14 protein-coding genes, 1 tRNA gene and 1 pseudogene are annotated in these 13,637 nt (G+C 67.5%); 6 read left to right on the forward strand and 10 right to left on the reverse strand.

Annotated elements, in window-relative coordinates; all coding sequences use genetic code 11:
- Positions 1–43: 43 nt before the first annotated feature.
- The gene (lysM, locus tag ACDP63_RS16565) at positions 44–538 is read right to left on the reverse strand and encodes a peptidoglycan-binding protein LysM (RefSeq protein ID WP_024845016.1); all 495 of its coding nucleotides are present in this window, start codon (positions 536–538) and stop codon (positions 44–46) included.
- Positions 539–752: 214 nt separating this feature from the next.
- On the opposite strand from lysM, the gene ACDP63_RS16570 reads away from it, so the two are divergent.
- Positions 753–1,214, forward strand: coding sequence for a CAP domain-containing protein (locus tag ACDP63_RS16570; protein WP_231486838.1), 462 nt, complete (start codon positions 753–755; stop codon positions 1,212–1,214).
- A 128-nt stretch (positions 1,215–1,342) separates the two neighbouring features.
- Here the strand turns inward: ACDP63_RS16570 and ACDP63_RS16575 are convergent, their stop codons facing one another.
- The 5 genes from ACDP63_RS16575 to tsaD are packed head-to-tail and all read right to left on the reverse strand — an operon-like array spanning position 1,343 to position 5,904.
- On the reverse strand, positions 1,343–3,154 hold the full coding sequence (locus ACDP63_RS16575; RefSeq protein WP_024845014.1) for an ABC transporter transmembrane domain-containing protein: 1,812 nt from the start codon (positions 3,152–3,154) through the stop codon (positions 1,343–1,345).
- Positions 3,155–3,195: 41 nt separating this feature from the next.
- Complete coding sequence (locus tag ACDP63_RS16580) at positions 3,196–3,621, reverse strand: EVE domain-containing protein (RefSeq protein ID WP_024845013.1); 426 nt, start codon at positions 3,619–3,621, stop codon at positions 3,196–3,198.
- Positions 3,621–3,893 carry a YciI family protein gene (locus tag ACDP63_RS16585; RefSeq protein WP_024845012.1) on the reverse strand — a complete coding sequence of 91 codons (273 nt, stop codon included), beginning with the start codon at positions 3,891–3,893 and terminating at the stop codon, positions 3,621–3,623. Before ACDP63_RS16585 ends, ACDP63_RS16580 begins: the two co-directional genes overlap by 1 nt.
- On the reverse strand, positions 3,893–4,837 hold the full coding sequence (locus ACDP63_RS16590; RefSeq protein ID WP_409928290.1) for an NAD(P)H-dependent glycerol-3-phosphate dehydrogenase: 945 nt from the start codon (positions 4,835–4,837) through the stop codon (positions 3,893–3,895). Before ACDP63_RS16590 ends, ACDP63_RS16585 begins: the two co-directional genes overlap by 1 nt.
- Positions 4,834–5,904: a tRNA (adenosine(37)-N6)-threonylcarbamoyltransferase complex transferase subunit TsaD gene (tsaD, locus tag ACDP63_RS16595; RefSeq protein WP_024845010.1), complete on the reverse strand. Its 1,071-nt coding sequence runs from the start codon at positions 5,902–5,904 to the stop codon at positions 4,834–4,836. The genes ACDP63_RS16590 and tsaD overlap by 4 nt, the downstream gene beginning before the upstream one ends.
- Positions 5,905–5,968: 64 nt before the next feature.
- Between tsaD and ACDP63_RS16600 the strand changes: the two genes are divergently transcribed.
- The 4 genes from ACDP63_RS16600 (at position 5,969) to ACDP63_RS16615 (ending at position 10,156) form a co-directional block, all read left to right on the forward strand.
- Positions 5,969–6,643 (forward strand): uroporphyrinogen-III synthase, encoded by a 675-nt coding sequence (locus ACDP63_RS16600; RefSeq protein WP_024845009.1) that lies wholly within the window; start codon positions 5,969–5,971, stop codon positions 6,641–6,643.
- Between the two features lie 127 nt (positions 6,644–6,770).
- Complete coding sequence (locus tag ACDP63_RS16605) at positions 6,771–8,252, forward strand: hypothetical protein (RefSeq protein ID WP_024845008.1); 1,482 nt, start codon at positions 6,771–6,773, stop codon at positions 8,250–8,252.
- A gap of 10 nt (positions 8,253–8,262) precedes the next feature.
- Positions 8,263–10,029 carry a heme biosynthesis protein HemY gene (locus tag ACDP63_RS16610; RefSeq protein WP_024845007.1) on the forward strand — a complete coding sequence of 589 codons (1,767 nt, stop codon included), beginning with the start codon at positions 8,263–8,265 and terminating at the stop codon, positions 10,027–10,029.
- A 51-nt stretch (positions 10,030–10,080) separates the two neighbouring features.
- Positions 10,081–10,156 (forward strand) — tRNA-Thr (locus ACDP63_RS16615).
- A gap of 262 nt (positions 10,157–10,418) precedes the next feature.
- Here the strand turns inward: ACDP63_RS16615 and ACDP63_RS16620 are convergent.
- From ACDP63_RS16620 to ACDP63_RS16630, 3 genes are all read right to left on the reverse strand, one after another.
- Positions 10,419–10,904, reverse strand: coding sequence for a DUF4411 family protein (locus ACDP63_RS16620; RefSeq protein WP_409928291.1), 486 nt, complete (start codon positions 10,902–10,904; stop codon positions 10,419–10,421).
- Positions 10,904–12,157: an ImmA/IrrE family metallo-endopeptidase gene (locus ACDP63_RS16625; protein ID WP_409928292.1), complete on the reverse strand. Its 1,254-nt coding sequence runs from the start codon at positions 12,155–12,157 to the stop codon at positions 10,904–10,906. The genes ACDP63_RS16620 and ACDP63_RS16625 overlap by 1 nt, the downstream gene beginning before the upstream one ends.
- Before the next feature lie 154 nt (positions 12,158–12,311).
- On the reverse strand, positions 12,312–12,884 hold the full coding sequence (locus ACDP63_RS16630; RefSeq protein ID WP_409928293.1) for a hypothetical protein: 573 nt from the start codon (positions 12,882–12,884) through the stop codon (positions 12,312–12,314).
- A gap of 430 nt (positions 12,885–13,314) precedes the next feature.
- Between ACDP63_RS16630 and ACDP63_RS16635 the strand changes: the two genes are divergently transcribed.
- On the forward strand, positions 13,315–13,548 hold the full coding sequence (locus tag ACDP63_RS16635; RefSeq protein WP_409928294.1) for a hypothetical protein: 234 nt from the start codon (positions 13,315–13,317) through the stop codon (positions 13,546–13,548).
- On the opposite strand, the pseudogene ACDP63_RS16640 reads toward ACDP63_RS16635, so the two are convergent.
- Positions 13,540–13,637 (reverse strand): annotated as a pseudogene (locus tag ACDP63_RS16640) (IS5/IS1182 family transposase); the annotation flags it as partial. The gene ACDP63_RS16635 and the pseudogene ACDP63_RS16640 sit on opposite strands and share 9 nt — an antisense overlap.

Below are 13,637 nucleotides of genomic sequence, written 5' to 3' on the forward strand. Positions count from 1 at the left end.
GCGACGCCATGCCGGCGTCAAAACGCTGCGTCGCTTCGCGGGCTCAGCCCTGGGGAATGCGCAGGGTCTGGCCGGGATAGATCTTGTCGGGATGGCTGAGCATGGGCTTGTTGGCCTCGAAGATCTCGGGGTAGCGGCCGGCTTTGCCCAGGTATTTCTGCGCGATGGCCGACAGCGTCTCGCCTTTCTGCACGGTATGGAACACGGGCATCGCCGCCGCGGGGGCGGGGGTTTCGGTGCCGGCGCCCTCGGCCAGCTCGACATGGGCGATGCCCTTGATGTTGCCGACCGCCAGGATCAGCTTTTCCAGGGTCTCCTGATCGCGCGCCTTGCCCGAGATGACCACCGTATCGCCGCGCAGGGTCAGGTGCACGTCCTTGCCGGTCAGGCCCAGGGCCGAGAGTTCGGCCTTGAGCGCGGCCACCTTGCGGTCGGTGTCGCTTTGCGGGGCAGGGGCGGGGGCGGGTGCCTCTTGCGCCTCGGCCTCGGATCCGAAAAGCGATTTTCCGGCGTCCTTCACGAAATCCCAGATGGCCATGACCTCTCCTTTCAGGGCTGTGTCTGGAGCGGCAACGTTTCGCCGAAAGCGGCGGTTCCAGACAAATTTCAGCAATCTGAGGTTGAGGAATGCCGGGCCGATCCCTAGCTTTCGCGGGTCTTAGGGGATAGAAAATTTGAACAAATACTGCAAATCACTGGTTTTGGCGTCTTTTCTTGGATTGGCGGCGCTGCCCGCCCTTGCCGAGGATGGGGTGCGAATCTCGACCAAGTCCAATGCGGGGGATCCGGCGCGTCCGGGAAGCGTCACCTGCTTCCAGACCTCGATGCGCGAAAATGAGGCAGCGGTCCGCGCCACCAATGCCACGCGCCAGGCGCGCGGGCTGTCGCCGCTGAAGCCGAATCGCGACCTGGCCGCGGCTGCGGCCCGCCATGCCTGCGACATGGCCCGGCGCGGGGTGATGTCGCATCGGGGCAGCAAGACCAAGGGGCCGATGCAGCGGCTGAAGCAGGAAGGCTACCGCCCGAGCATCGCGGCCGAAAACATCGCCGCCGGTCCCTGGGGGCAGGATCGCGTTCTGGTCGAATGGGCGCGTTCCAGCGGGCACCTGGCCAATATCCTGATCCCGCAGGCCCGCCATTACGGCATCGGCAAGGCCTTGGGGGCGGATGGCAGGACCGTCTTCTGGGCGGCGGTCTATAGCGCGCCGCGCTGAGCGGCGGCGCGCGCTGCGGCCGGCAAGCCGGGGCAGCAGGCTTTTCATCCCCGGCCGTGCCTGCGGGCTTGCGTCGCCTGGTCGCGCGACTGGTTGCCGGCGGCTTGGCCCGCGGCCTGTCCTTGCGGTCAGGCGATACCCTCCACCACTTCCGCCGCTTCCATGGTTCCCTCGGTGAATTGCAGCCGTGCCAGCCGGGCATAAAGCCCGCCCTGCGCCACCAGTTCCTCGTGCCGGCCCTGGGCCACGATGCGGCCATGGTCGAAGACGACGATCCGGTCGGCCTTCTTCACCGTGGCCAGCCGATGCGCGATGATGATCGTGGTGCGGGTCCGGGCCAGCTCGTCCACGGCATGCTGCACCAGCCGCTCGGATTCGGCATCCAGCGCCGAGGTCGCCTCGTCCAGAAGCAGGATCGGCGCGTCGCGCAGGATGGCGCGGGCGATGGCGATGCGCTGCTTCTGCCCGCCCGACAGCATCACCCCGCGCTCGCCGACATAACTGTCATAGCCTTCGGGCAGCAGGTTCAGGAACTCGTCGGCATGGGCGGCGCGGGCCGCGGCCTCGACTTCGGCATCCGAGGCGTCGGGGCGGCCGAAGCGGATGTTCTCGCGCGCTGTGGCGGCAAAGATCACCGGGTCTTGCGGCACCAGCGCGATGGCCTGGCGGAAATCGCCCCGCGCCATGTCGCGCAGGTCGATGCCGTCGATGCGCACCGCGCCGGAATCGGGATCCCAGAAGCGCAGCAGCAGCTGGATCACCGTGGTCTTGCCGGCGCCCGAAGGCCCGACCAGCGCCACCGTCTCGCCGGGGCGGATGTCCAGCGTGACCCCTTCCAGCGCCGAGCGGTCGGGACGCGAGGGATAGTGGAAGGTCACATCGTCGAGGCGGATCGCGCCCTGGACCGGCCGGGGCAGGGCAATCGGCTGGGCCGGATCGGTCAGCGAATCCTGCGCCGTCAGCAGCTCGGTCAGCCGCTCGGTGGCGCCGGCGGCACGCTGCAATTCGCCCCAGATCTCGGACAGCGCGCCCACCGCGCCGGCGACCAGCACCGCGTAGATGACGAACTGCACCAGCTCGCCCACGGTCATCATCTCCAGCCGCACGTCGCGGGCGCCGATCCACAGCACCCCCAACACGCCCGAGAAGATCAGGAAGATGACGATCACCGTCATCACCGTCCGGGTCCTGACCCGGTTCAGCGCCGAATCATAGGACCGCTCGGTCACGTCGTCGAAGCGCGCGCGCGTCGGCCCCTCTTGGGTAAAGGCCTGCACGGTCTGCGCCGAAAGCAGGCTTTCCGATGCCGCGCCCGATGATTGCGCGATCCAGTCCTGGTTCTCGCGCGACAGCTTGCGCAGCCGCCGGCCCAGCACCACGATGGGCACCACGATCACCGGCACCAGCAGCAGCACCAGGCCCGACAGCTTGGCCGAGGTCCAGACCAGCATCGCCATGCCGCCGACCAGGATCAGGAAGTTGCGCAGCGCGATCGACACGGACGAGCCGATCACCGACTGGATCAGCGTGGTGTCGGTGGTGATGCGGCTGATGATCTCGCCGGTCAGCACCCGCTCGTAGAAGGCCGGGCTCATGGCGATGACGCGCTGGAAGACGGCCTTGCGGATGTCGGCGACCACCCGCTCGCCCAGCCGGGTGACGAGGTAATAGCGCATCCCCGTCCCCAGCGCGAGCAGCGCCACGATGGCCAGCGCCGCGCCGAAATACTGGTCCAGGAGATGCGCGCCGGCGTCGAAGCCGTCCACGACGCGTCGCACCGCCAGCGGCAGGACCAGGCTGATGCCCGCCGTGACCGCCAGCGCCAGCAGCGCCGCCGCCAGCAAGCCGCGATAGGGCCGGATGAAGGGCCAAAGCGCACGCAGCGCGCCGATACGTTTCGTGGTCGGCCGATCCACGATGGGTTTGGGTCCGCGTGCCATTTATCCTCCCTGGGTCGCCGGATGGCTGCCTGCTGGCGCGTTCACAGCGGCTTGGTGCCGCCGGCCAGTTCCAGAATGATTTCCCATTCCGCATCCGAGACCGGCTGCACCGAAAGGCGCGAATTGTTGACCAGCACCATGTCCTTCAGCCGCGGCTCGGCCTTGGCCTCGTCCAGCGAGACGGGGCGGTTGACGCGGGCGACGGCGCGGACATCGACGCATTCCCATTTCGGGTCGGCGGCTGTCGTGTCGGGATGTGCCTCGGCCACCACCTCGCAGATGCCGACGATCTCCTTGCCGATGTTCGAGTGATAGAAGAAGCCGCGCTCGCCCTTCTTCATGGCGCGCATGTTGTTGCGGGCCTGGTAGTTGCGCACGCCGTCCCATTGCTCGCCCGTCTCGCCGCGGCCGATCAGGTCGTCGAAGCTGAAGACGTCCGGCTCGGATTTGAACAGCCAATACGCCATCAGCCGATCACCTTCTTCCACTCGATCACCTCGACCGAGGCGAACAGTCCGGCTGCCTTGTAGGGATCCTGTGCCGCCCATTCCTTGACCTCCGTCAAGTTCTCGCCCTCGACCAGCAGCAGCGAGCCGCAGGGCTGGCCGTTCTCGACCAGCGGGCCGGCCAGCTTGACGCCGGGCTGCGCGCCCAGGAAGGCCAGATGGCTTTCGCGGGTGTCGAGACGGGTTTGCAGCTTGCCGGCATGGTCGCGGCAGATGACGGCGAAAAGGGGCATCATTCCTCCTTGAGGGGGCGGTTGAGCAGAAAATCCAGCGCATGTTCCATGGCGATGCTGCCTTGGGCAAGCCCCGCCACCAGATTCGAGATCGGCATCTCGATCCCCAGCCTTTCGGCCAGCCGGGTGACGGCGCGGGCGGTGGCGGCGCCCTCGACCGTGGTGCCGGCGGCGAAGTCGCGCCCGGCGCCCAGGGCCAGCCCATAGCGGAAATTGCGCGACTGTTCCGAGGTGCAGGTCAGCACAAGGTCGCCCAGGCCCGACAGGCCCGGCAAGGTCTCGGGCCGGGCGCCGAGCGCGGTGGCCAGCCGCAGCATCTCGGCAAAGCCGCGGGTGACGATGCTGGCCCGCGCGCTGTCGCCATAGCCCGCGCCGATGGCGGCGCCGGCGGCGATGGCGATGATGTTCTTCAGCGCCCCGCCCAGCTCGGCCCCGGCCATGTCGGTGGTGCGGTAAAGCCGCAGCGTGGCGGTGGAAAGCTGGCGTTGCAGCGCCTCGGCCGCCCCTGCATCGGCGCAGGCAAGCGTTAGCGCCGTGGGCAGGCCGCGGGCGATGTCGGCGGCAAAGCTGGGGCCGGTCAGCACCGCCACCGTGGCATGCGGGCAGGCGGCGGCGATCAGCGCCGAGGGCCCGGTCAGCGTGGCGAGGTCGATGCCCTTGGCGCAACTGACCAGGTTGCGGCGGTCGAAGCGCGCGCCATGCTCGGCCAGAAACCCGCCCAGCACCTGCGCGGGCAGCGCGAGCAGCACGGTTTCGGCCGCGATCTGGTCCAGCCGGCCGGTGACATGCAGCGCCGGCGGCAGGGCGACGCCGGGCAGGCGCGGGTTCTCGCGCGCCACGGCCCAGCCGGTATCGCGGCCCCAGAGCGTGACCGGCCCCTTGCTTGCCAGCGAAACCGCCAGCGCCGTGCCGAATGCGCCTGCGCCGATGATCGCCACGCTCATGCCTTGGCCCCCCGCTTGCCGGCGCCCAGCATCGGCGCGGCCTTCTGGTCCAGCGGCCAGCGCGGGCGCGCGGCCAGTTCCATGCCGTCGCGCCGGCCGGCCTGGTAGGCCTCGATCCCGGCCCAGGCGATCATCGCGGCATTGTCGGTGCAAAGCCGCAACGGCGGCGCCAGGAAGGTCGCGCCGGCCTCGGCCGCGACCCGCTGCAAGGCCGCGCGCAGGGTTTCGTTGGCCGCGACCCCGCCCGCCACGGCAAGCACCGGGGCAGGGGTCAGCGCCAGCGCCCGGCGGGTCTTTTCGGCCAGCACTTCGGCGACCGCCGCCTGGAAGCCGGCGCATAGATCGGCGCGGTCCTGTTCGTGCAGGCCGCCCTGCGCCGCGACCAGATCGTCGCGCTGGCGCAGCACGGCGGTCTTGAGACCGGAAAAGCTGAGGTCGCAGCCCGGCCGGTCCAGCAACGGCCGGGGCAGGGCGAAGCGGCGCGGATCGCCCGCCCGCGCGGCGGCCTCGACCGAGGGACCGCCGGGTTGCGGCAGACCCAGAAGCTTGGCCGCCTTGTCGAAAGCCTCGCCCGGCGCGTCGTCGATGGTGCCGCCCAGCCGGGTGAAGTCCTGGGGGCCGTCCACGCGCAGGAACTGGCAATGCCCGCCCGAGACCAGCAGCATCAGATAGGGAAAGGGAACGCCGTCGGTCAGCCGCGGCGTCAGCGCATGGCCGGCTAGGTGGTTCACGCCGACCAGCGGCAGGCCGCTGCCCGCCGCCAGCCCCTTGGCCAGCATCACCCCCGACAGCACGCCGCCGATCAGCCCCGGCCCGGCGGTGACGGCGATGCCGTCCAGGTCTGGCAGCCGCAGCCCGGCTTGGGCCAGCGCCTCTTCGACGCAAAGATCCAGCCTTTCGGCATGGGCGCGGGCGGCGATCTCGGGCACCACGCCGCCGAAATCGGCATGCAGCGCCGTCTGCCCGGCCACGACCGAGGCCAGGATCGCGCGGTCGCCGCGCACCACCGCCGCGGCACTGTCGTCGCAGCTGCTTTCGATGCCCAGAAAGGTCAGTCCCATGCTCATCCTTGTTCCCGCGCCGCCAAGGGCCTAGGCAGATGCGAAGTAACATCTTGTCAGGCCGATTGCCATGCCGCCGAACCCCGCGCCCATCCTGCTTCTGACCCGACCCGAGCCGGCCTCGCGGCGATTTGCCGCAGAGGTCGCGCCGCTTGGGCTGGAGGTGCTGATCTCGCCCGTGCTGCGCATCCGTCCAGTCGTGCATGACGCGGCGCGGCTGGCCGCGGCGCAGGGGCTGGTCTTCACCTCGGTCAACGCGGTGCCGGCGGCGGGGGCGGGACGCGGCCGGCCGGCGATCTGCGTCGGCCCCGCTACGGCCGAGGCGGCGCAGGCGGCGGGTTTCGACGTGACCGAAGGGCCGGGCGACGCGGCGCGGATGCTGCCGATGCTGGACGGGCTGGGCGAGGGCTGGCTGCATCCGCACGGCGCCCATGTCGCCAAGGTGCTGCCGGTGCCGGGCATGGTGGTCTATGACCAGTTGCCCGAACCGCTGAATGCCGTGGCGCTGGCGGCGCTGGCGGGGCGCGCGCCGGTGATCCTGCCGCTGTTCTCGCCCCGCTCGGCGCGGCTGCTCTCGGGCCAGGCGGCGGGCGCGCGGGCGCCCTTGTGGCTGGCGCCGATCAGCCCGGCGGCGCGGGATGCCTGGCAGGGTCCGGCAGCGCGCTGCGTGCCGGCGCCGACCCCGGATGCCGAGGGGGTGCTTCGCGCCATCCAGCGGCTGCTGGCCGCGGAACAATCCACATGAGGGCGGTTGAGGCGCCACGCACCGCCGACTAGACTGCCGGCTGGAGCCAATCATGATTGCGGGCGGCAGGGGCGGGCCTCGCCCCATGCCAGCCGGGCCGCGATGCGAAAGGGAACGGGGAAGAATTGTGAAGAAGCCAGAAACCAATTCCAGCGAGAACAAGGCAAGCCCCGGAAAAGACGGCAAGAAGAAGGCGGTTTCGGGCTCGGTCATCGACAGCCGCCCGGTCGGTTCCGGTGAAGGTGCCCAGGCCGCAAAGCCCGAGCCCAAGCCGCAGATCGAATCAAGGCTGGTCGGCACCGGCCCCGGTCCCGAAGCCGCCGCGCCCAAGCCGGACGCGGGCCGGTCCGCTGCCGGCGAGGCGGTTGCCGAATCGAAGCCCCCTTCATCCCAGGCTGCGACCGAAGCGAAGCATGGCGGCGTGCCGCCGGTCGCCAGGCCGGAGGCTGTGCCGATCCCGCCCCAGCCGGCCAAGGTCGAGACCCGCGTGGTCGAGGTGCGCAAGGCCGGTTTCATGCCGACCTTCCTGGGCGGCGTCGTCGCCGCCGGCCTGGGTGCTGCCGCAGCCTGGTGGGCGATCCCGCATCTGCCGCCAGCCTGGCAGCCGCTCGGTGCCGACCCGGCCCCGACCGAGGCGCAGATCGCCGCTGCCCGCGAGGCGGCCGTCGAGGCGGCGCGCGAAGAGATCCAGACCCAGGCCGACGCCTTTGCCAACCGCGCCTCCGAGGCGGGTGCGGATGCGGCACGACAGGCGCTGGCCGATGTCGAGGCGCGGGGCGGCGATGCCGAGGCGTTGCAGGCGCAGCAGGAAAAGCTGGCCGCGCTGGAAAAGACCCTGGCCGATCTGGCCGCGCGGCCCGTGGTGGCGCCCGTGGTCTCGGGCGAGGGCAGCGACGGGCTGCAGCAGGTGCTGAACGAATTGACCGCGCGACTGGCGGCGCAGCAGAACCGCATCGATGCGCTGGCCGCGCGGCCCGACGCGCAGGCGGCGGCAGGGCAGGTCCAGGAACTGACCGCCCAGGCCGAGGCGCTGCAAGCCCGCATCACCGCCGCGGCGGATGAGGCCGAAAAGCGCATCGCTGCCGCCCAGGCGCAGGCATCCGTGCTGCAGGAGACGGCCGAGGCGGCGAACCGCCGCGCCCAGGCGGCCAAGGCCGCCGCCGCGCTGCAGGCCGCGATCGAGACCGGCGGCCCCCGCGATCAGGCGCTGGCCGATCTGCGCGCCGCCGGGGTCGAGCCGCCGGCCGCGCTGACCGGCGATATCCCGACGCTGGCCCAGTTGCGCGCGGGCTTTCCCGCCGCCGCGCGCGAGGCACTGGCCGCCGCGCGCCAGGAGGCGCCGCAGGACGGCGCGCTGGGGGCGATCGGGAATTTCCTGCGCGTGCAGACCGGCGCCCGCTCGGTCGAACCGCGCGAAGGCAGCGATCCCGATGCCGTGCTGTCGCGCGCCGATGCCGCGGTGAATGCCGGCGACATCAAGGGCGCGCTGGCCGAGATCGCCGCCCTGCCGCAATCGGCCCAGGCGGCGATGGCCGACTGGACTGCCGGGGCCCAGGCCTGGGTCGAAGCCAATGCCGCGCTGGCCGCTTTGGCCGCGGGCAGCATGTAAGGGGCGCGCCATGCTGCTTTCGGCACTGAAAATCCTGATCTTTTTCGCCATCGTGCTGGTTTTGACGCTGGGTGCGATGCAGCTTTCGGAAACCGGCCAGGGCTTGAGCATGGTCTATGGCGGCACCGAATACACGCTGGGTCCGGTGCAACTGGTGATCGCGGCGCTGGTCGTCGTGCTGCTGGGCTGGATCACCGTGCGGCTGCTGGGGCTGCTTCTGGCCTTCCTGCGCTTCCTTCTGGGCGACGAGACGGCGATCAATCGCTATTTCGCCCGCTCGCGCGAGCGCAAGGGCTATGATGCGCTGTCCGAGGGCATGCTGGCCGTCGCCTCGGGCGAGGGCAAGCTTGCGCAGGACAAGGCCGCCAAGGCGGCCAAGCTTCTGGACAAGCCGCATGTCACCGACCTTCTGGCCGCCCAGGCGGCCGAGGTGGCGGGCGACCGCCGCAAGGCCGGCGAGGTCTATCGCCGGCTGCTGTCGGATCCGCGCACGCGCTTTGTCGGCATCCGCGGGCTGATGCGCCAGAAACTGGATGAAGGCGATACGGCTACCGCGTTGAAACTGGCCGAGAAAGCCTATGCGCTGAAGCCGAAGCACGCCGAGTTGCAGGACACGCTCTTGCAACTGCAGACCCGCGAGGGCGACTGGAAGGGCGCGCGCGCCGTGCTCAAGGACAAGCGCCAGCAGGGCCAGCTGCCCAAGGACGTGCATGTCCGCCGCGACGCGGTCCTGGCGCTGAAGGAGGCCTCCGAGGTGCTGGCGCATGGCAATTCGATCAGCGCCCGCGAGGCGGCGATTTCCGCCAACCGCGCCAGCCCCGACCTGATCCCGGCCGCGGTGCTGGCGGCGCGCAGCTATATCGCGCAGAACGATCCGCGCAACGCCAGCCGGGTGCTGCAAAAGACCTGGAGCGTGCGCCCGCATCCCTCGGTCGCCGCGGCCTATGCCGAGATCGTGCCGGATGAAAAGCCGGCCGCGCGGCTGCGCCGCTTCGAGGATCTGATGCGGCAGAACCCGGATGACGAGGAAACCCGGCTGCTGCGTGCCGAACTGCTGCTGGCGGCCGAGGATTTCCCCGGCGCCCGCCGCGCGCTCGGCAATCTGGCAGAGAAGCATCCCACGGTGCGTTCGCTGTCGATCCTGGCCGCCGTGGAACGGGGTGAGGGTTCGGACGACGCGGTGGTGCGCGGCATCCTGGCGCGGGCGCTGGTTGCCAGCCGCGGCCCGCAATGGGTCTGCGACAAGTGCCACAATGTCATGGCCGATTGGTCGCCGACCTGCGACAGCTGCGGCGGTTTCGACACGCTGACATGGCGTGAGCCCGACACCCCCGCTTGGGGCGCCACCGCCCCGAACGGGGTCGAGATGCTGCCGCTGCTGGTGGGCACGGCGCATGGCACGGCAGCGGGAACCGCGGCGGCCGAGCCGAGCGCCCCGGCCGCCGCGGATCCTGCGGTTGCCGCCGGCCCCGCCGGCATGGGCGGTCCGCAACCCGAGCCGCGCAAGCCGCCGGAGACGACCGGCCCGGTCGAGATCGCGGATGTTTCGCCCGGCATGGTGCCGCGCGAATCGGATTATCGCCGCGTCTCTCCGGCTGCGGCCGCATCCGAGCCGGCGATGACCGTCACCGATCCCGAACCGGTGCTGGCCGCGCCGTCTGCGCCCGAACCCGCAGGCCGGCCGGCGCTTGACGAACCGGGCGATCTGCTGCCCGTGCGCCCCGATGTCGAGCCGATCGACGAGGAGGAAGTGAAGATGGCGGGGAAAAATCGCTGACCCCCCTTTTCGCCCGCGCCGGAACCTGCTATCCGGCGCGGCACATGAGAGGCCGGTGTAGCTCAGCTGGTAGAGCACGTCATTCGTAATGATGGGGTCGGGGGTTCGAGTCCCTTCACCGGCACCATGAACCAGCGAAAACCCACGCAACTTCAATTGGTTGCGTGGGTTTCTCTTTGTTCAATCCACCTTTCTGCCCACCTTCCGGCGCTAGTGTCCTCTCTATCCTGTTGAAGGAGGGTAGACGCGCAGTCCTGTCTGGTGCGGAGAATCCACAACACATCAACCCGTCTTCCTAGAATTGCGCATGTCGGAAGTCTGGAATTGCGCGTGTCGAAAGATGGCGCTCTTACCCCGGTGCAACGGGTTGCACATGTTCTCCCTGCCCATCACCTGATTCTGAAATCGGCGTCCCGATAGAACCCAAAATCATTCAGCCAAGTAACGCCGCAGACATTGCACACATCGGGCACTTTCCGATTGGCGCGCTGCTTCGACGGCTTGGATAGCTCCTTTGTGACCACAGTGCGATCTAACTTGCCAATGGCGTAGGCGACGAGGAACGGGTCTTTTCCGATCTTCTGCATTTCAGTGGAGTCCAGATCGGGAGCATAGCCGTGAGCAACAACATGACGGAGGGCAGCCACGTCAACCTTCTCGCCCAAGCGAAGCGCGCTCTTAGCGTTTTCCTCCTTCAGCCAGTCGGCGACGTCATCTCGCCCGGCTGTCACCTCGTCGGCGATTTCGTTCGGGATTTTCACGCGACCAGCGTGGCCGCAGTCGATTAGCCAGTCCCAAAACTGCGGGATGCGGTCAATCGGGTAGTAGTCAGCATTTGCCCGGATCAATGTGTTGGCATCAAGAAGGTAGAGCACTAGGTCGCCTTCCTCCTCGGGGTTCCGTTGCCCAGCCCCATGACGCTGGACAGCAGAGGTTCAACCGCGCCCGGTCGAACGCCAAGAACTCTCGCCGCTGTGGTATGCGTTACCGCGTCAGCCCGAAGCCCATGTCCTACAAAACGCAGCAGGGCATCTCCTAACCTGTGCCGCCGGACAATGTAATAATTCGGCCCACTGTCGCTGTTCCGATTTTTCTCTTTATCCCGAGCGCGCTGGCGTTGCCATTGGTCGGCGAGGATACGTACAACTGCACCATAAGTCTCGACATCGGTTTTCCGCTCGCGCCAAAGCCGGTAGGCGGCCATCGCTTTGCTGACATGCCAGTCCCGGCACAGCGTTTCGGCTTCTCGCATGACCGCTTCGGTTGTCGCCAGCCGTGGCACCCGGGCCAAAGCCTGATCTGGAAGGAGCACTTCTCCGGCAACGTCGTTGCAGAACTGTTCGACGCGGGCGCTTGGTGTGTGAGGCGTGCCCGTTTCAGGGAGTCCGCTGACACCAGTATTGCCGACAAAGATATGAGCCAACTCGTGGATCAGGGTGAAAGACCATGCGGCCTTCGCGTCTTGATCATTGATCACGACCATAGGGGCAAGCCTGTCGGCCACGGCAAAGCCTCGAAAGACCTTCGGAGAAATTGCTGTGTGATGGCTCCCAAGGTCACCCAACAGGATTACGAAGACGCGAAGGGATTCGGTCCGGCGCCGCAGTTCGGCAAAGAGGTCTTGAGGCTCCCGCATCCCCCTCCGAAAGCTGCGGTCATCGTCGATTCCGAGTGCGGATTTGATCCGATTGGCAGCTTGCGCAATCGGTGTGGCGATGGACAGCGTTCCCACGAAGCTGACAGGCTCCGCGTCTTCGTCGTCTTCCATCATATCCCGCAAAATGCTCTGCCGGGTCCGCACATCTCGGACCAAGGCGTCAAGCCTTGCAGCCTCTTTGGGTGGAACTGGTGTTTTCATGGTGCGGAAGTCCTCGCCTCGGTCTGCCGGACGAGGAGGCTCTGCCATGTAAAGTGCGAGAAGCGGGCGATGATAGGCTGCCGCCATCTTGGCAAGCTGTGTGCCGGATGGTACCCGCGCGCCGCTCTCCATCGCTTCGAGCTTTTCAGCAGCCGTGCCGCGCGCGCCGGTGGTCAAACCAATCTTGTGCGCGGCCTCCTCTATGGAGAGCCCCGCCGTCTCGCGCGCCCAGACTAGGACTGCTGGATTGACTACTTCCTCAACGCTCATGTGCTTGCCGTGTCGGCTCGTGCCTTCTGCTGTGCTTCATTCTCCCCAGGTGGGACAGAAATGCCAGTGAAAGCGTTCAACAACCATCGCTAGGTTTGGCGCTCGTGCTAATGTGAGTCCGCTATGCAACTCACAGCCTGCTTCCTGCTCGCAATCATATGGTGACGGGTGCAACGGGTTGCAAATATCGCTCCCCCCAGTGGCGATACCAGTCTGCGTGTGCGCAGGGGGAACTGTGCGTGTCGGAAGTCGTCAGCGTGCCCTTTGGGGCGATGTAGCTGCGGATGATGCGCTTGGGCAGTTCATGCCACGCGATGTTGAACGCGCAGAGGCGCGGATAGAAGCACATCTCGGAATACGGCAGGTGGTCATGTATCCACCACGCCAGCGCCCGCCAGTCCTCGCCCGCCGCGTAGCGATCAGCGAACCATGGGATGACGATGCAGGCCGTGGCCCCGAACGCGCCGTTTTCATCCCGGACGTCCCAGATGTGCCGCGCGAAGTTCCGCCAGTTGCTGGCACAGCCGTAGCCTTTCCGGTGCCCGAGGTCGTTGATGATGGCGGATCGGTAGGCCGAGCGAATAGCGATGCGCCCGAAGGTGTCCTGAAGCGGTTCCAGCAGGTCTTCGCAGAGGCGTTTCCCGGCACGGATGGCGAGTTCTGGATCAGATGGCAGGTTGGGGATGCCCTCGAACTGGCTGATCTCGCTGTGCAGGAAGTCGCGCATGTAGAAGCTCTTCGAGAGGCGGGCCCTGCCGAAGTTCTCGATGTCGCGGATGGATCGGAAGGCGTGTGGAGACATGTGATGCGCTATATCCTTTGAATATAAAGGATTTTATCACACTCCCAGCACAGGGGTTCATCTTTCTGCCGTTAATACGGGGATTCTGACCAGCCGCGTTGCAACAGGTTGCATCATATGGAGGTGCGGGTGCGCGACCCGCTCCCCCTGCTCGCGGAGTTCCTAGAATGCGTGCGTCTTGCCCAGCGAGCAACATCAGGCGATCTTGAAGTCAAGCGGCAGGCCACTTGGGGAATGTCGGATGAAAGTGTGTCAAAAATGGCACCGGTAAGGAAATGCACCACTCGACGGACTCCACATCGGCGAAAAGCCGCTTATACGACTCTGGCGCGAACGTTTTTTGTCGGAGAGTGAGATGAAGACAGTTTTTTACGCAGCAGCCGCAAGCCTCATTGCAAGCGCATCATTCGCAGGCGGCTTTGTGGCTCCAGTTGCCCCTGCTGATCCGGTGGTTGTTGCGCCAGTGGTGGTTGCTTCGGATTGGTCCGGCTTCTACGCGGGTGCGAACATCAACTGGGGCGAGGCCAAGGGTAAAGCAATTGGCGAGCTCGGAGATATGATCAGCGCCGAGGGTTTTAGGTCATGTTGACAAATGGCGGAGCCAGAGGCGGATCGACGTGATGTCGATGAAGCCCAGGAAGCTTTCGGCGGTCTTGTCGTAGCGGGTGGCGACGCGAC

Origin of the sequence: Paracoccus sp. P2 (assembly GCF_046335115.1) — a bacterium.
GTDB lineage: Bacteria > Pseudomonadota > Alphaproteobacteria > Rhodobacterales > Rhodobacteraceae > Paracoccus > Paracoccus pantotrophus.